We start from the raw sequence: 15,276 nt of genomic DNA, 5'->3' as shown, positions 1-15,276 counted from the left end.
AATGCACTGACCTGGGCAAACGTGGTATCGGTGCAGGTCAGACCCCGGGGTGGTGCGGTACGGGTGTGGGTGGTGTGCGCCCGCCGGGTGGCGCAATCGTTCCCCCAATGGGTCGCGTCGCACCATTTCGCCCCCGCCGGCGACACCGCTTCGACGCGTCGGGCGCGGCATCCGTGCTCGTCCCGGGCTTCGGCGTGTCGTACCCGCCGGCCGTACGGGGTGCTGTAGGAGTTGTACACGTACGAGGCCCCGGCACGCGAGCGGCCTCCCTCCGTCGCCACACCGACGAGGAGTTTTCGAACGCGTCGGCATCGAGCCGCGGTCGCCCGGTCGGCCGATCGCCCGACACCACGGCACGAGCGCGCGCGGCGGCGCGCGGCGGACTGCGAGGCTGTGGGCAACTCTCGCACGGGACCCGGCTGTTGTGGGTCGGGTGCGTGCCGCGACGGTGGGTGGTCGAGGAGTGGCGTGGGGTGACACGATCGGGGGTCATGGACTATCGCGAATGTGTGCACGTGGTCGAGGACTATCACCGCGTGCGGGGGAACGGACGGCACTTTCCGGAGCTGTTGGCGGCGTTGGGGCATCCGGAGCGGGCGCTGCGCGGGATGCAGGTGGTGGGCACCAACGGCAAGGGGTCCACGTGCGCGTTCGTGGTCGCGGCGTTGACCGGGATGGGGCTGCGGGTGGGGAGCATGCCGAGTCCGCATCTGCAGGAGCCGCGCGAGCGGATCCGGGTCGGCGGGGTGCCGGTGTCGGAGGAGGAGTACGCGGCCGCCTGTACGGAGGCGGTGGACGCGATGCGGGCGACCGGACTGGCCTACAACGCCTCGTCGTTGCACGCGGCCGCGGCGGCGGCGCACTTTCGGCGGGCGGGGGTCGAACTGGTCGCGGCCGAGGCCAACATCGGCGGGCAGCGGACGGTGGTGCGCAAATTCGGCCTCGACGTGAAGGTGCTCACCGGGGTCGGCCTGGACCACACCGAGCGGCTGGGCGGGAGCGAGGCGGAGATCGCCCGGGCCAAGGTCGGCGCGGCCGTGGACGGGGATCACGTGCTGCTCGGTCGCCTGTCCGCCGAGGCGGCCGCGGCGGCCGAGGAGGTGTTGGCCGGGCTCGCGGGGCCGACCGTGTGGCGGCTGGGGCGGGAGATCCTGGTCGAGGCGCGGGACGGCGGTCCGGGCGGCACGAAGCTCCTCGACGTACGGACACCCCTGGGCGTGCGTCGCGACCTGGTGTGCACGTTGCCGGGCGCGCACCAGCACGACAACCTCGCCCTCGCGGTGGCCGGCGTGGACGCGCTCGTGCAGCGGGGCCATGTGCCCGCGTACCCCGACGAGCGGTTGCGGGCGGGGCTGGCCACGACCCGCTGGCCCGGCCGGCTCGAACTGGTCGCGTCGGCGCGCGTGGGGCGGTGGTCGGGGCGGGTGTTGCTGGACGGGGCGACGAACGTCCAGGGGCTGGCCACCGTCGCGCCGGAGATCGCCCGGCACGCGCGGGCCGCGGATCGGGTGCCGCCGGTGGTCGTCTTCGGCGTCATGCGGGAGAAGCCCGCGGCGCGGATGTTGGCCGCGCTGCCCGTCGACTGGCCCGTGGTGATGACCCGGAGCGGGTCCGGCGACGCGGCCGACCCGGCGGCGCTGTTCGCGCTGCGCGTGGCGGCCGGGGCGACGCGCTCCGACTGCGTCGAGCCGGACGTGACGGCGGCGCTGGGCCGCGCCGGGAAACTGGCCGGGGAGGGCGGCCTGGTGGTGGTCCTGGGCTCGCACAAACTGGTCGGCGAGGCCCGCACCGCGCTGGGTCTGGCCCCCTCCTGAACCGCTGTGTCCGGCGACGGTCCGGCCCGGTTCCGGATCGCTCAGTGGGGGCGGGCCCAGGGCGGGGGGTCCGTCCGCGCGGTGTGCAGGGCCGCCGGCGTGGGGCGTTCGACCGTGTCGGGCACGGTGTCCAGGGGGACGGACAGGGCCCTGGCCCAGGTGCGGCGCCAGTTGAGGCGGCGTTGGGTGCGGGCGGCCTCGCGGCGCGCGCGGGCGGCCGCGCGGCGGGCGATCTCGGCACGGGCCAGGGCCAGGCTGCGCAACCACAGCGGGCGGGTGTGCAGCAGTTCCTCGACGTACGCGGTCGTCCACTTGTTGCTGCGCGGGCGCAGTTCCACGACCACCTCCACCGGCAGCGCGAACAGTTCGGCGACCGCGTCGTCGGCGAGCTGCTCGATCACCGCCTCGGCCGCGCGACACACCGCCTCGGCGCGCCGCTGCTGGGCGTGCCACTCCCGGTCCAACCAGCGGGTGACCGCTGCGGAGGCGTGTTCGAGCTCGCGGTCGGCGTGCAGTTCGAGCAGCCAGCGCGGGGGGTCGGTGGCCAGTCGGTGCAGCAGGTCGGCGCTGATGTGGTGGTCGATCGAGGGGACCCGGTGCGCGATGTCCTCCGCGGGCACGCCGAGCGTGACCCAGACCCGGTGCGGTCGGGCGAGGGTGCGCAGGGCGGCGATCGCGCGCGGGGTGGCGGTGGTGAGCAGGTCCGCGATTTCGTCCGGTTTGTAGCGGCACTGGTCGGCGATCTCGGCGATGTCGCGCACGCGCGGGTCGGCCATGAAGCGGCGCAGCCGGGCGGGCGCGGTGCCGTTCAGCCGGGCCAGCGCGCACGCGAAGGCGATCACGTCGGCCGGGTCGGCCTGCCCGTCGGGGGCCAGCGTGGCCAGGTAGCGGCGTGCGTTGCGCGCCCGCTCGCGGTTGTGGGCGCGGGTGGCGGCGGCCTTGGCGGCGGCCAGCGAGCGGGACACGGTACGGGCCGCCTCGCGCAGTTCGCGGTCGGCGGCGATGTGCGGGTGCAGCGTGTCCACGTCGGCCGTGCGGTAGTAGCGCACCTCCAGGTCGCGGCCGTAGCGCGAGACCCGCACCCGGTCGACGACCGGCAGGCCGGCGGCCCGGGCGACCCGGCGGAAGCGCTCGCGGCTGATGCCGAGGCGGTGCGCGGCCTCGGTGGCGGTCAGCGGTTCCTCGCGTTGCAGGGCGGTGAGGAAGGGGCCCGGGTCGGCGGCGGCGCGGGCGACGGCGTCCGCGTCGAAGGTGCCGTCCTGGTGTTGGGCGAGCAGTCCTGTTCGGGCGGCGAGGCGGACCTGGCGGGGGACGAGCCCCAGCGCCTTGCCGACGCGCGCCGCACCGATGCCTCCTCGGGTCACGACCGGCCCCTTCCGTACGGGTGACACCGAACGGGGCGACGATAGAACGGCTGCGGGGCGCGGGGGAGGTCAAAGGGCGAAATCCGCCCGATCGTGCGGGGAAGCGACGTGGCAGGTTACGGCAAATGGGGGATCATGGGCGACTTCGGCGGCCTTCGTGCGTCGACCCGAAGTCGGGTTCACCGTCGGCCTCGGCGGCGGCCGACCGCGCCCTCGTGCCGGGCGTCGGCCGTGGTGGCCGGTGCGTGTCGAGGCGGAGTTCGAAGCAGGACAGCGGCGCGTGGGCGGTGTACTCCCGGTACGGCGGGATGGGCCGGTAGCCGAGGGCTTCGTAGAGGGCGATCGCGCCGGTGCGCTGCGGGAGGCAGTCCAGGACGCAGCGATCGGCGCCGACGGCGCGGGCGTGTGCGTGCAGGCGGGTCATCAGCGCACGGGCCGTGCCGTGGCCCCGGGCGTGCGGGAGCACGTACAGGCGCTTGACCTCCGCCGTCCCCGGGTCGAGCAGATGTACGCCGACGCCGCCCGCGGGCCGGCCGGCCAGGTGCGCGGTGAAGTAGGCGCCGGGGTGCGCGTAGTAGTCGGCCGGGTCGTCGTGATCGGTGCGGCACCACTCGGGCAGCAGGTCGGGGGACGCCCAGCCGGCGTGGCCGACCTCCTCGGCGGTCGCGTTGTAGTACGCGAAGAGCAGGTCGCGGGTGTGCGTGAGGTCGGTGTCGATGGTCGGGCCCGGGGTGATTGTCATGGCATGTGACTGTAGGGGCGGGTGGGCTCGGCGCCGGGCGAGGGTGGTTCGCCGCGGGCGCGAGTGACCGGGTGGGCGCGGGTGTCGGGCCGGGGCGCGGCCGATCAGTGGAACCTGGACGTGTCGCGGGTCGGCGGCGGCGAATGTCCCGGTTTGTGAATTTACCGTGTCATACATGCGCATTGTCATCGCGGGTGGACACGGAAAGATCGCCCTTCGGCTGGAGCGCCTGCTCGCCGATCGCGGACACACGGTGGTCGGGTTCATTCGCAACCCCGATCACGCGAACGACCTGGTCGCGGCCGGTGCCGAGCCCGTCGTGTGCGATCTGGAGCGGGCCTCGGTCGAGGAGGTCGCCGAGCACCTGGCGGGCGCGGACGCGGTGGTGTTCGCGGCCGGCGCGGGCCCGGGCAGCACCCGTGAGCGCACCATGACCGTCGACTACGGCGGCGCGGTCCTGCTGGCGGACGCGGCCGAGGACGCGGGTGTGCGGCGCTACGTGATCGTCTCGTCGATGGGCGCCTCGACCGCGCCGCCGGCCGACACCGACCCGGACTTCGCGCTCTACCTGACGGCCAAGGGCGAGGCCGACGAGGACCTGCGCTCGCGCGGCGCGCTGGACCTGACCATCCTGCGCCCGGGCCGGCTCACCGACGACCCGGGAACCGGACTGATCGCGCTGTCCGAACGCGAGGGCGGCGGCGCCATCCGCCGGGACGACGTGGCGGCGATCCTGGCCGAACTGATCGCCGAGCCCGGGACTATCGGCCGCACCCTGGAGGTGGTCGGCGGTGACGTGCCGGTCGCCGAGGCGGTCAAGTACGCGGGGGCCGGGCCTCGTTCGTGAGGTCGAGCGCCATCAGCACGTCGTCGACATAGCGCCCGGCGAGCAGGAACTCCCCCTCCAGGACGCCCTCGATCCGATAGCCGCAGGCCGCGTACAGGGCGCGCGCGGACGCGTTGCCGCCGAGCACCCGCAGGGTGATTCGGCGGCCACCGCGCCGGCGCGCCTCGGCCTCGGCCGCGGTCAGCAGCAGTCGGCCGATCCGGCGGCCCTGGTGGTCGGGGTGCACCGCGAGGCCGTTGATGATCTGTACGTGGCCGGAGGCCGGGCACAGGGTGGAGCGTTCGAGTTGTAGATAGCCGACGACGAGGTCGTCCTCGTGGGCGACGAGGGTGTCGCGCACGTGGTCGGCGTCGCGGAAGAAGATCTTGTCGACCGCCCAGCGGGGGGCGGGGGTGACGTCGGGGGACCACGTGAGGTGGTCTATCTCGGCGAGACTGGTCCCGTCCGCCTCGACGGCGGGGCGGACCTGGACGCGGGTTTCCTCCGATGTGCGCGACATCCGATCATCGTCCCATCCACGACCGCGCGCCGGGCAGGTCGGCCGGTGGACGATCTTGGCTACGGCTTCGTGTGCGCCGCGTCCGCGCCGCGCGTGCGCCCTAGACTCACGCGCATGACTTCGCCCGGGACGCCCGAGGATCTGGATCGACTCACGGCGGGCAAATACGTCCTGCTGACCACGTTTCGCCGGGACGGGCGGGCGGTGGGCACACCGGTGTGGGTTTTTCGCGACGGCGATGCGCTCGGGGTGTGGACGGCGCGGGAGTCCGGGAAGGTGAAGCGGATTCGTAACAGCGGGCGGGTCACGGTTGCCGAGTGTGATGCGCGTGGGCGGGTGCGGGGGGAGGCGGTGCCGGGGGTCGCGTCGGTGTTGGACGCGGCCGGGACGGAGCGGTATCGGGGGCTGATCCGGCGCAAGTTCGGGGTGGTGGGGTGGGTGACGCTGCTCGGGAGCCGGGTGCGGCGGGGGGTTGCGGGGACGGTGGGTGTGCGAGTTGTGCTCGGGGAGCGCGGGTAGTCGTGCGCACGAGCCTGGCGGCGCGCGGCTTGGCCTCAAGCGCCGGCCGGGCTGTTTGGCCTCAAGCGCCGGCCGGGCTGATCTGGCCTCAAACGCCGGCCGGGCTGTTTGGCCTCAAGCGCCGGCCAGGCTGAGTGGCCTCAAACGCCGGCCGGGCTGTTTGGCCTCAAGCGCCGGCCAGGCTGAGTGGCCTCAAACGCCGGCCGGGCTATTTGGCCTCAAGCGCCAGCCGGGCTGCTTGGCCTCGAACGCCGGCCAGGCTGAGTGGCCTCAAACGCCGGCCGGGCTATTTGGCCTCAAGCGCCGGCCGGGCTGCTTGGCCTCGAACGCCGGCCGGGCTGTGTGGGCTCGGGTGCTGGGTGGGCTGGGCTGGGCTCAGGTGTTGGTTGGGCTGCTTGGGTTGTGTGTCGGGTGGGGGGTTGGTTTGGTTATTGCAGGGTGAGTTTGAAGCCTACGTGGGAGTCTGTGAAGCCCAGGGTGCGGTAGAAGCGGTGGGCGTTTTCCCGGGTGTTGTTGGAGGTTAGTTGGATCAGGGTGGCGCCTCGTTCTCGGGCGCGTTGGATGGTCCAGTGCATCAAGGTCGTGCCGAGGCCGTTGCCGCGTTCGGTGCTTCGGATGCGGACCGCCTCCACCAGGGCCCTGGTCGTGCCGCGTTGGGACAGGCCCGGGACGATGGTGAGTTGGAGGGTGCCGATCACCTTCGGGGTGCCGGTTTCCGGGTCCGGGCGGGTCATCACCACCACTTCCTGGTTCGGGTCGGCCGACAGGCGGTCGAAGGCGGCCAGGTAGGGGGTCATGTCCTCCTGCGAGTCCCGTCCCGCACCCAGGGTGTCGTCCACCAGCAGGCCGACTATGGCGACGAGGTCGTCGCGGTTCGCCGGCCGGATTTGGATGTCGTTCATGGTGCCCAACGTAGACGGCGACGGTCGGAGGCCGTCTCTCCGGTCCCCGCGCGGGACCGGATGACTTTTGTCAGGTCCATACCGCCAGGGGAGTAGGCGGGAATTCGGCCGCGCGCAGGATCCGTTGACACCATTGAAGGCGGATGCTTGTCAGGCCACATGGCAAGCGGCCTAACGGGGAGGTTCCACGTGGATGCCGTGCACGAGTGGGTGGACCGGCTGGGAGATCTCCCGCCGCTATACGCCTATGTCGTGATCGCACTGGTCGCCATCATCGAGACGGGTCTGCTGCTCGGCGTCTTCGCCCCCGCGGAACCGGTGCTCCTGCTCGGTGGACTGCTCACCTCGACCGGACACCTGGCGCTGGTGCCGGTACTGATCATCGCGACCTCGGCCGCGCTCGCCGGGGACACTCTCGGTTACCTCTCCGGCAGACATCGCAGCGAACGTATACGAACCGGGCGCCTCGGGCGCAGGGTGGGCGAGCATCGGTGGGAACGGGCGGAGGAGATGTTCACCCGCGGGCGGGGCGCGGGCGGGGTGACGGTGATGCTGGGTCGTTGGGTGGCCTTCGCCCGTACGCTGCTGCCGCGCCTGGCCGGGGCGGCGGGGATGCCCTATCGACGGTTCGCCCCGTGGAACGCGGTCGGCATCCTGGTGTGGGTGCCGGGCTCGATCATGCTGGGCCGGCTCGCGGGCAGCGCGTACCCCTCGGCGGCGAGCGTGCCCGGTTGGATAGGGGCCGCGATCGTGGCGATCGGGATCGTCGCCGGAACCGTCACCCTCATTCGGCGCCGGCGGCGGCGCAACGCCGAGGAGGACGGTTCCTCGGCGTTCGCGGACCCCACCGCCGACGCCGCGACGGGTGACGCGCGCCGCGACTTCGCGGGGGCCACGTCGGCGACCCGGGAGGACAGCGCCGCCTGATCGGCCGGCGGGCATACGCGACACGAACGCGGGGGCGGGGTCGTGGACCCGGCCCCCTTCGCCGTGCCCGGGCCCCGGCCGGGGCGGCGGTTCAGTCGCGCAGCGCCGCGTCGCCGTGCTTGGCCACGTGCTCGTCGAGCGCCGCCAGGGCCCTGGTGACCTCCTCGTGCGAGCCGCCGCCGCGCTGCTCCTTCCAGTACGCGGCGCCCAACTTCTTCAGCAGTGCCGACGCGTCCCTGCCGACCTGGACCTCTTCGACCTTCTGCTTGCCGGTGTTCATCGTGTCCTCGGCCATCTTCCTGGCCTTGTCGAGGAAGCCGCTCATGGCGCCGTTCTCCGTTTCGTTCCGGCCCCGAGATCACAGTCGTGCGGAGTCCCCTCGATATTCGATCAACGAACGGCGCGCGACCGAGGATCCCGAAGCCGAGTGCACCGGTTCGGCCGGGCATTTCACCCGTTCGGCGCCGCCGGGCCCGCTCCGTCACACTGGCGATCATGCGCGCGAGTCGGTTGTTGACCATCCTGCTGACCCTGCAGAACAGGGGGCTCGTCACCGCGACCGAGTTGGCCGAGCAGTTGGAGGTGTCCGTCCGGACCGTCTATCGGGACGTGGAGGCACTGGCGGCGGCCGGGGTGCCGGTTCATGCCGAGCGCGGGCCGGCGGGCGGCTATCGGCTTCTGGAGGGCTTTCGGACCCGGATCAACGGGCTGACCAACGACGAGGCCGACGCACTGTCCCTGGCCGGGTTGCCGGGCCCGGCGGCGGAGCTGGGTCTGGGCGCGGTGGTCGCCTCCGCGCAGCTCAAGGTCCGGTCCGGGCTGCCCGCCGAACTGCGCGAGCGCGTCGAGCGGGCCCGACCGCGCTTCCACCTGGACGCGCCGGGGTGGCACCGGGAGGCGGACCGCTCGCCGGAGCTGTCCCGGATCGCGGGCGCGGTGTGGACCGACCGGCGGATCCGGGTGCACTACCGGCGCTGGGCCGGCGAGGTCACGCGCGAGCTGGAACCGTACGGCCTCGTGCTCAAGGCGGGGCAGTGGTACCTGGTGGCGCGCACCGTCGGGGCGGGGGAGCGTCGCGACCGCACGTATCGGGTGGTGCGGATCGAGGAGTTGCACGTGCTCGACGAGGTGTTCGAGCGTGATCCGGACTTCGACCTGGCGGCCTACTGGGCGGACTCGTCGCGGGGGTTCGCCGAGCGGTTGCGCCCGATCGACGCCGAGGTGCTGTTGACCGAGGGCGCACGCCGGCTGGTGCGGCCCATGTTCGGCGCGCACGTCGCCGACGTCGTGGAGGAAAGCGCGGGGGAGCCGCTGCCCGACGGTCGGGTGCGGGTCCGGCTCCCGATCGAGACGATCGAGGTGGGGACGGCCGAACTGCTGCGACTGGGGCCGGAGGCGGAGGTCCTGGGCCCGCCCGAGCTGCGCGCCGCGATCGCCGCCACCGCACGCGCGACGGCGGCGCGGTACGGGTAGGCACCCGCGCCGCGCCGCCGAGGCCCCGGATCGGCCGACCGCTACGCCCCCGCCCGCCGGAACAGCCGTACCGCCGCCGGAACCGACACCGCGGTCAGGCCCAGCGCCGCCAGCGCCCCCGTGCCGACCGTCCCCCCGTAGTCCCCGACGAACGCCGAGCGCACCGCCAGGACCACGTACCGAAGCGGGTTGGCCCGGGACAGCCCGTCCAGCCAGTCCGGGGCCAGCGACATCGGCAGCAGGATCCCGGACAGCAGCATCAACGGCAGGTTGACCGAGTTCACCACCGGGGCGAACTCCTGCGGGCTGTCCACGCGCATCGCCAACGCGTAGGACAGCGACGCGATCGACGCGGTCATCAGCGCGACGAAGCCGAATCCGACCAGCATCCCGAGGATCGGCGCGCGCAGCCCGAAGGCCACCCCGACCAGGACCAGCAGCAGCGACTGGACCAGCAGTTGCACGATGTCCTTGAGCACCCGCCCGAGCAGCAGCGCCACGCGGCTCACCGGGGTCACCCGCATCCGCTCCAGGATGCCCTGCTGCTTTTCGATCAGAATGCCGAAACCGGCGAACGCGGCGCTGAACAGCCCGAGTTGCACCAGCAGGCCGGGGACGAGGGTCTGCCAGGAGTCGCCCTTCCCGCCGAGCGGGACCTCGCGCAGGAGCGGCCCGAACAGGACCAGGAACAGCAGGGGTTGGAGCAGCCCGAACACCAACCCGACCCGGGCGGCCAGGGTCTGGCGCAGGTAGCGACCGAAGATCAGCAGGGTGTCGGCCAGGAGCGCGGCCGACGCGGACGGGGTGTTCGGGCCGGGAGTGGCTGGCGCGGCCGGGGCGGACGCCGTGGAAGGCGCGGATGGCGTGGACATGGTCACCTCGGCCGGTCAGACGGCGATCGGAGTCTCGGCGGGCGCGGGGACGCGCCGGCCGGTGATGGCGATGAAGGCGTCCTGGAGCGAGGCGTCGGGGGAGCCGGCGTACTCGGTCTTGAGCGCGTGTGCGGTGCCCTCGGCGACGACCCGGCCGTGGTCGACGACCACGAGGCGGTCGGCGAGCGCGTCCGCCTCGTCGAGGTAGTGCGTGGTCAGGAAGACCGTGGTGCCCCAGTCGTCGCGGATCCGCCGGACCAGGGCCCACAGGTCGACCCGGCTGCCCGGGTCCAGGCCGGTGGTCGGCTCGTCCAGGAACAGCACCTCGGGGCGGTGGAGCAGGCCCATCGCGATGTCGAGCCGGCGGCGCTGGCCGCCGGAGAGCGCGGCGCACGGGCGGTCCAGCAGGTCGGCCAGGTCCAGTTCCGCGGCCAGTTCGGCGGTGCGCGCCCGGGCGGCGGCCCGGTCGAGGCGGTACAGCCGGGCCTGGGTGGTGAGTTCCTCGCGCACGGACACGCCGGGGTCGACGCCGCCGGACTGGGCGACGTAGCCGATCCGTCGACGCACCCCCGCCGGATCGCGCAGCAGGTCGTGACCGGCCACCGCGGCGCTGCCGCCGGTGGGGGCGAGCAGCGTGGTGAGCATGCGCAGCGTGGTGGTCTTGCCGGCGCCGTTGGGCCCGAGGAAACCCAGGATCTCGCCCGCGGGGACGGTCAGGTCGATGCCGCGGACGGCCTCGACCGTGCCGCGCTTGGTGTGGAAGGTCCGGGCGAGCCCGGAGGTGTGGATGACCGGTGTCATGGGACCACCGAAACATAGTCGCTTAAATTTTGCAACGACACCAAAATTTGGATGACCCCAAGTTGACTACAATGGCGACATGACGGAGATCGCACCCGCCGAGGGTCTGCGCGAGCGCAAGAAGCGCCGCACTCGGACGCACATCTCGGACATCGCGACGGGGATGTTCATGGAACGCGGGTTCGACGCGGTCACCATCGCGCAGATCGCCGAACTGGCCGAGGTCTCGGTGAACACCGTCTACAACTACTTCCCGAACAAGGAGGACCTGTTCTTCGACCGCGAGTCGGAGCTGGTGGACCGCCTGTCCCACATCGTGCGCGAGCGCGCGGTGGGCGAGTCGGCGACGCGCGCGGTGCTGGCGGTGTTGCGCCGCGACGTGGAGGAGCGGTCGCCGTACGTCGGTCTGGTCCCGGGCTACGAGCGCTGGGCGCGGGTGATGCTGGAATCGCCGGCGCTGGTGGGCCGGTTGTGGCGGATGCAGCAGGCCGGCGCCGACGCGCTGGCGCGGACCCTCGCCGAGGAGGCGGGGGTGGCGCCCACCGACCCGGTGCCGGAGTTGATCGCCGGCCAACTCGCCGGAATCCAGCAGGCCGTCTACCGGGGGATCGGCCGCCGCCTGGCCGACGGCGTCGATCGGGACGAGACGGCCGATCGCGCGTTGGCGCAACTGGACGCGGTCGAAACGTTGTTGAGCGCCGAGGTGCTGGGCTACGCGGTCCGCGGGTCGGAGTGAGCCGGCCCCGGCGCTCGCGCGGGGGTGTGCCGGCGGTGGGGTCGGGGAGGAGCATGACATCGGCCGCGGCGGCGCGTTCGATCCGCGATGATCTGCGTGGTCGGCGTCGCCGGCTCGGTCGATGGATCAGGAGTCGACCGATGATCGGCCGCCACCGGCCGGACCACAGGAGAACCGTGTGACCTCACCAAATGCTTCCGATCGACGCGGACCGCTGGTGTACGTGGGCTCGTACACCCCCGACATGGACGGGCACGGCACCGGCATCACCGTGTGCCGGCAGGACCCGCAGAGCGGACTGCTCGGTACGCCGTCCGCGGCCATTCCCGCGATCTCGCCGTCGTATCTGACCCGGCACCCCTCGGGCCGCTTCCTGTACGCGGTCAGCGAGCGGGCCGGCGAGGGCGCGGTCGGCGCGTACTCGGTGCAGGACGAACGGCTCGTGCCGCTGGGCGAGGTCTCCACGCGCGGCGCCGGACCGTGTCATCTGGCGGCCGACCCCACGGGGCGGTTCGTGGTGGTGGCCAACTACGGCGGCGGCAGTGTGACCGTGCACCCGATCGCCGACGACGGCACGCTCGGCGAGGCCGCCACGCACGTACGGCTGACCGGATCCGGGCCGGTGGCGGACCGGCAGGCGGCCTCGCACGCGCACCAGGTGACGTTCGCCGCCGGCGGCGGGTGGCTGGTGGTGTGCGACCTGGGCTCGGACACCGTGTACCACCTGAACTTCGACGCCGAGGCGGGGACCATCGCCGAGGGGCCGAAGGTGACCCTGCCGCCGGGGACCGGGCCGCGGCACATCGCGTACGGGCCGAAGGACCTGGCCTGGCTGGCGGGGGAGTTGAACACGACGGTCACCCCGCTGCGCGGTGATCCGCGTACGGGGGCGCTGACCGTGGCGGGCAAGCCGTTCGTGTTGTCCGGCGGCGAGGGCGCGCCGTCGGGGATCGTGGCCTCGGCGGACGGGCGCTTCGTGTACGCGGCCAACCGGGGGCCGGACACGATCTCGGTGCTCGCCGTCGACGGCGCGGAGTTGTCCCTGGTCGAGGAGATCCCGACGGGCGGGGCCTGGCCGCGTGATCTGGCCCTGGTCGGCGACGTGTTGTACGTGGCGAACCAGCGCGGCGACACGATCACCGGATTCCGCTGCGACCCGGGCTCCGGCCGGCTCGCCGCCCTCGGCGTCGCGCTCGCGACCGGAAGCCCGACCAGCGTGCTCGCGTAGCCGCTCCCGGGCCCGCCTGCCCGCCGGACGGGTCGCCCCGATCCGTCCGGCGTCGGGCCGGACGCGCCTCGCTTCAGTGCCGTGCCCGGTCGTGGGCGGGCGCGCCGAGCAGCGCACGGCCCGCGGTGGTGACCTCGGTGTGGACGCCCTGACGGTCGGTGCCGCACGGACAGCGCGAGAGCAGGCCGTGCCCGCCCCGACCTTCGTCCCGGTCGCCGCGGGCATCGCCCGCCCGGTACCCGAACAGACCCCGCCCGGGGTGCGTCCACGGCACGAACTCGCACGGCTACGCCTCGGCGCACCGGCCCCGGCGCTGCCGGCCGGGGTGTCGGAACGGCGTACGCCCACCCGTTCGCGCATGGTCGCCGGACACCTTCCCGGTGTGGCCGAGGCCGCCGGCGGGCAGAGCGGGCAGGGTGACTCCGGCGTGCCGGAGTCGGCGACCCCTCGGCCCGTCCGGCTTCCCGGCCGGCCCCGAGCCCTCCCGTCCCCCACCACGAAGGACCGTCCCCATCATGAGTTCCACGCCCGTACCCGACGTCACCCTCAACAACGGCGTCACCATCCCGCAGCTCGGCTTCGGGGTCTTCCAGGTCGGCGACGACGAGGCCACCGCCGCCGTGACCACCGCCATCGAGGTGGGTTATCGCAGCATCGACACCGCCGCGATCTACGGCAACGAGGCGGGTGTGGGCCGGGCCCTGGCCGCGTCCTCCGTCCCGCGCGGGGAACTGTTCGTCACCACCAAGTTGTGGAACACCGAGCAGGGATACGACTCGACCCTGGCCGCGTTCGACGAGAGCGCGCGGCTGCTCGGCCTGGACTACGTGGACATGTACCTGATCCACTGGCCGGCGGCGAGTCGGGACCGCTACCTGGACACCTGGCGCGCGTTCGAGAAGCTGCTCGCGGACGGCCGGGTGCGCACGATCGGGGTGTCCAACTTCCAACCCGAACACCTGACCCGACTGCTCGAACACACCGCCGTGGTGCCCTCGGTCAACCAGGTCGAACTGCACCCCTACCTCCAGCAGGGCCGGGTCCGCGCCTTCGACCGGGCCCACGCGATCGCGACGGAGGCGTGGAGCCCGCTGGGCAAGGGCGGCGCGCTGCTGGCGGACCCGGTGATCACCGAGGCGGCCCGCGCGCACGGCCGATCTCCCGCCCAGGTGGTGCTGCGCTGGCACCTGCACCTGGGGAACATCGTCATCCCCAAGTCGGTCACGCCGGCGCGGATCCGGGAGAACTTCGAGGTGTTCGACTTCGACCTGGACGCGGCCGAACTGGACGCGATCGGCCGGCTCGACCGGGGCGAGCGGCTCGGCCCGGACCCGGACGAGGTCGACTGAGCCGACGGTCAGCGGCGGAGCGGCTCGACCAGCGCCGGATGCGCGGGATGGTCGTAGCGCACGGTCAGGTCCGCCTCGGTCGTGGGCACGATCTCCTCGGCGTACCGGGTCAGCGCCTCGATGGTCCAGGCGTCCTCGGCGGGGGTGCGCCGGCGCAGCGCCCCCGGGGACAACCACAGATGCACCGTCAGCTCCAGCGGCAGGCCCTTGCCGAGCAGCAACGGCCCGTCCAGGAGCAGTACTCCGCCCTCGGGCAGCACGGTGTAGTCGGCGCGGGTGGCCCGGTCCCGGGCCGCGTCCCACAGGCTCGGCAACACCCGCCCGGTGCCGTCGGCCGCCAGCGGTTCCAACACCTCGCGGCGCAGCCCGGCGTCGTCCAGCCAGCCCCACAGGTACGACTCGGCGTCGGTGTGCCCGTACTCCAGGCGCACCGACGCGGGCCGCAGGAAGTCGCGGGCCCGCACCCGCAGCACCGGATGTCCGCGCAGGCGCAGCGGCGCCACCAACGCGTCGGCGAGCGCGCCCGGTTCGGCGGCGTCCGCGCCGTCCACGGCCACCCGGGTCCACGGCCGGTCGGCGGCGCGTCGGGCGATCGCCTCGACCAGTTCGTCCACGAGGGCGGTCGGGGTGATCGGTCGCACGCTCACCATCGGCGCGCCGGGCGGGGTGCGTTCGGTGCGGTCATGGGGCCATTGTCGACCGCGCCGAGCGAGCGGGTGCGCCCGACCCGGGTCGCGGCGTGGTGACACGCGCGGTTCGGGCCGAGGGCGACCGTACGGGACGCGGGCGTGGGCGGCTCCGCCGCCGTCAGAAGGTGGGCATGGGCGGCATCCGCGGCGCCGGGACCACCGGTGCGGGTACCTCCACGAAGCCGCCGGAGATGCCCTGGTGCACGCCCACCACGGCCGGACGCAGGTCGTGGAGCACGTCGTCCTCGCCGATCATGCCGATCATGCCGACCTGGACGGTCTCGCTCGTGATGGTGTCCGCGTGGCCGTCGGCGAGCGCGGGGGCGGCCGGGGTCAGGGCGAGCAGGGCGCCGACCGTCGCGGCGGTGAGCAGCGGGGTGATGCGCATGGGGGCTCCGATCATTGAGTGGTTCGCCGGTGCCGCACGGCGTGTGCCATGCGGTGCGTGCGGCACCAGCGAACGCAATCGGCTGCGCCGAGTGGGGGAATCTCACCCGTTCGAGGGCGTGTCGCC

17 protein-coding genes are annotated in these 15,276 nt (G+C 73.3%); 8 read left to right on the top strand and 9 right to left on the bottom strand.

Annotated elements, in window-relative coordinates; translation table 11 throughout:
• Positions 1 to 491 precede the first annotated feature (491 nt).
• Positions 492 to 1,814 carry a bifunctional folylpolyglutamate synthase/dihydrofolate synthase gene (locus EMA17_RS28960; RefSeq protein WP_126640081.1) on the top strand — a complete coding sequence of 441 codons (1,323 nt, stop codon included), beginning with the start codon at positions 492 to 494 and terminating at the stop codon, positions 1,812 to 1,814.
• Between the two features lie 41 nt (positions 1,815 to 1,855).
• Here EMA17_RS28960 and EMA17_RS28955 read toward each other — a convergent pair whose 3' ends face one another.
• Complete coding sequence (locus tag EMA17_RS28955) at positions 1,856 to 3,178, bottom strand: hypothetical protein (protein WP_126640080.1); 1,323 nt, start codon at positions 3,176 to 3,178, stop codon at positions 1,856 to 1,858.
• 133 nt (positions 3,179 to 3,311) lie between these two features.
• Entirely contained in the window at positions 3,312 to 3,920 is a 609-nt protein-coding gene (locus EMA17_RS28950; RefSeq protein ID WP_160161598.1) for a GNAT family N-acetyltransferase, read from the bottom strand.
• Between the two features lie 175 nt (positions 3,921 to 4,095).
• Here EMA17_RS28950 and EMA17_RS28945 point away from each other — a divergent pair, with 175 nt between their 5' ends.
• Entirely contained in the window at positions 4,096 to 4,767 is a 672-nt protein-coding gene (locus EMA17_RS28945; RefSeq protein ID WP_126640078.1) for an SDR family oxidoreductase, read from the top strand.
• Here the strand turns inward: EMA17_RS28945 and EMA17_RS28940 are convergent.
• Positions 4,736 to 5,266, bottom strand: a complete 531-nt coding sequence (locus EMA17_RS28940) for a GNAT family N-acetyltransferase (RefSeq protein ID WP_126640077.1) — start codon at positions 5,264 to 5,266, stop codon at positions 4,736 to 4,738. The genes EMA17_RS28945 and EMA17_RS28940 overlap by 32 nt on opposite strands.
• Positions 5,267 to 5,380: 114 nt before the next feature.
• On the opposite strand from EMA17_RS28940, the gene EMA17_RS28935 reads away from it, so the two are divergent.
• A complete protein-coding gene (locus tag EMA17_RS28935) occupies positions 5,381 to 5,785 on the top strand; it encodes a PPOX class F420-dependent oxidoreductase (RefSeq protein ID WP_126640076.1) in 405 nt (134 codons plus the stop codon).
• Between the two features lie 428 nt (positions 5,786 to 6,213).
• On the opposite strand, the gene EMA17_RS28930 is transcribed toward EMA17_RS28935, so the two are convergent.
• On the bottom strand, positions 6,214 to 6,687 hold the full coding sequence (locus tag EMA17_RS28930; RefSeq protein ID WP_126640075.1) for a GNAT family N-acetyltransferase: 474 nt from the start codon (positions 6,685 to 6,687) through the stop codon (positions 6,214 to 6,216).
• Positions 6,688 to 6,876: 189 nt separating this feature from the next.
• Between EMA17_RS28930 and EMA17_RS28925 the strand changes: the two genes are divergently transcribed.
• Positions 6,877 to 7,614, top strand: a complete 738-nt coding sequence (locus tag EMA17_RS28925; RefSeq protein ID WP_160161597.1) for a DedA family protein — start codon at positions 6,877 to 6,879, stop codon at positions 7,612 to 7,614.
• Between the two features lie 91 nt (positions 7,615 to 7,705).
• Here EMA17_RS28925 and EMA17_RS28920 read toward each other — a convergent pair whose 3' ends face one another.
• Positions 7,706 to 7,939 (bottom strand): hypothetical protein, encoded by a 234-nt coding sequence (locus tag EMA17_RS28920; protein ID WP_126640073.1) that lies wholly within the window; start codon positions 7,937 to 7,939, stop codon positions 7,706 to 7,708.
• Positions 7,940 to 8,109: 170 nt separating this feature from the next.
• Between EMA17_RS28920 and EMA17_RS28915 the strand changes: the two genes are divergently transcribed.
• Positions 8,110 to 9,087 carry a helix-turn-helix transcriptional regulator gene (locus EMA17_RS28915; protein ID WP_126640072.1) on the top strand — a complete coding sequence of 326 codons (978 nt, stop codon included), beginning with the start codon at positions 8,110 to 8,112 and terminating at the stop codon, positions 9,085 to 9,087.
• A 41-nt stretch (positions 9,088 to 9,128) separates the two neighbouring features.
• Here EMA17_RS28915 and EMA17_RS28910 read toward each other — a convergent pair whose 3' ends face one another.
• Both EMA17_RS28910 and EMA17_RS28905 read right to left on the bottom strand, forming a co-directional pair.
• Entirely contained in the window at positions 9,129 to 9,959 is an 831-nt protein-coding gene (locus tag EMA17_RS28910) for an ABC transporter permease (protein ID WP_126640071.1), read from the bottom strand.
• A gap of 15 nt (positions 9,960 to 9,974) precedes the next feature.
• On the bottom strand, positions 9,975 to 10,760 hold the full coding sequence (locus EMA17_RS28905; RefSeq protein ID WP_126640070.1) for an ABC transporter ATP-binding protein: 786 nt from the start codon (positions 10,758 to 10,760) through the stop codon (positions 9,975 to 9,977).
• 79 nt (positions 10,761 to 10,839) lie between these two features.
• On the opposite strand from EMA17_RS28905, the gene EMA17_RS28900 reads away from it, so the two are divergent.
• The 3 genes from EMA17_RS28900 (at position 10,840) to EMA17_RS28890 (ending at position 14,073) form a co-directional block, all read left to right on the top strand.
• Positions 10,840 to 11,496, top strand: a complete 657-nt coding sequence (locus EMA17_RS28900) for a TetR/AcrR family transcriptional regulator (RefSeq protein ID WP_126640069.1) — start codon at positions 10,840 to 10,842, stop codon at positions 11,494 to 11,496.
• A 178-nt stretch (positions 11,497 to 11,674) separates the two neighbouring features.
• A complete protein-coding gene (locus EMA17_RS28895) occupies positions 11,675 to 12,724 on the top strand; it encodes a lactonase family protein (RefSeq protein WP_160161596.1) in 1,050 nt (349 codons plus the stop codon).
• A 515-nt stretch (positions 12,725 to 13,239) separates the two neighbouring features.
• Positions 13,240 to 14,073 carry an aldo/keto reductase gene (locus tag EMA17_RS28890; RefSeq protein WP_126640067.1) on the top strand — a complete coding sequence of 278 codons (834 nt, stop codon included), beginning with the start codon at positions 13,240 to 13,242 and terminating at the stop codon, positions 14,071 to 14,073.
• Between the two features lie 8 nt (positions 14,074 to 14,081).
• Here the strand turns inward: EMA17_RS28890 and EMA17_RS28885 are convergent, their stop codons facing one another.
• Entirely contained in the window at positions 14,082 to 14,723 is a 642-nt protein-coding gene (locus EMA17_RS28885) for a nucleoside/nucleotide kinase family protein (protein ID WP_126640066.1), read from the bottom strand.
• A 157-nt stretch (positions 14,724 to 14,880) separates the two neighbouring features.
• Positions 14,881 to 15,150, bottom strand: a complete 270-nt coding sequence (locus tag EMA17_RS28880) for a hypothetical protein (protein WP_126640065.1) — start codon at positions 15,148 to 15,150, stop codon at positions 14,881 to 14,883.
• Between the last annotated feature and the right edge of the window lie 126 nt (positions 15,151 to 15,276).

The organism is Embleya hyalina (assembly GCF_003967355.1).
In the GTDB taxonomy this organism is placed as follows: domain Bacteria; phylum Actinomycetota; class Actinomycetes; order Streptomycetales; family Streptomycetaceae; genus Embleya; species Embleya hyalina.
Note: the sequence above shows the minus strand (reverse complement) of the source record. Positions and strands in the feature narration are given on the sequence as shown.

Excerpts from the sequence above, each read along its gene's own strand:
- EMA17_RS28960 (WP_126640081.1), top strand. The coding sequence starts at position 492 with ATGGACTATCGCGAATGTGTGCACGTGGTCGAGGACTATCACCGCGTG.
- EMA17_RS28950 (WP_160161598.1), bottom strand. The coding sequence starts at position 3,920 with ATGACAATCACCCCGGGCCCGACCATCGACACCGACCTCACGCACACC.
- EMA17_RS28910 (WP_126640071.1), bottom strand. The coding sequence starts at position 9,959 with ATGTCCACGCCATCCGCGCCTTCCACGGCGTCCGCCCCGGCCGCGCCA.
- EMA17_RS28935 (WP_126640076.1), top strand. The coding sequence starts at position 5,381 with ATGACTTCGCCCGGGACGCCCGAGGATCTGGATCGACTCACGGCGGGC.
- EMA17_RS28885 (WP_126640066.1), bottom strand. The coding sequence starts at position 14,723 with ATGGTGAGCGTGCGACCGATCACCCCGACCGCCCTCGTGGACGAACTG.
- EMA17_RS28880 (WP_126640065.1), bottom strand. The coding sequence starts at position 15,150 with ATGCGCATCACCCCGCTGCTCACCGCCGCGACGGTCGGCGCCCTGCTC.
- EMA17_RS28945 (WP_126640078.1), top strand. The coding sequence starts at position 4,096 with ATGCGCATTGTCATCGCGGGTGGACACGGAAAGATCGCCCTTCGGCTG.
- EMA17_RS28915 (WP_126640072.1), top strand. The coding sequence starts at position 8,110 with ATGCGCGCGAGTCGGTTGTTGACCATCCTGCTGACCCTGCAGAACAGG.
- EMA17_RS28920 (WP_126640073.1), bottom strand. The coding sequence starts at position 7,939 with ATGAGCGGCTTCCTCGACAAGGCCAGGAAGATGGCCGAGGACACGATG.
- EMA17_RS28900 (WP_126640069.1), top strand. The coding sequence starts at position 10,840 with ATGACGGAGATCGCACCCGCCGAGGGTCTGCGCGAGCGCAAGAAGCGC.
- EMA17_RS28890 (WP_126640067.1), top strand. The coding sequence starts at position 13,240 with ATGAGTTCCACGCCCGTACCCGACGTCACCCTCAACAACGGCGTCACC.
- EMA17_RS28905 (WP_126640070.1), bottom strand. The coding sequence starts at position 10,760 with ATGACACCGGTCATCCACACCTCCGGGCTCGCCCGGACCTTCCACACC.
- EMA17_RS28930 (WP_126640075.1), bottom strand. The coding sequence starts at position 6,687 with ATGAACGACATCCAAATCCGGCCGGCGAACCGCGACGACCTCGTCGCC.
- EMA17_RS28940 (WP_126640077.1), bottom strand. The coding sequence starts at position 5,266 with ATGTCGCGCACATCGGAGGAAACCCGCGTCCAGGTCCGCCCCGCCGTC.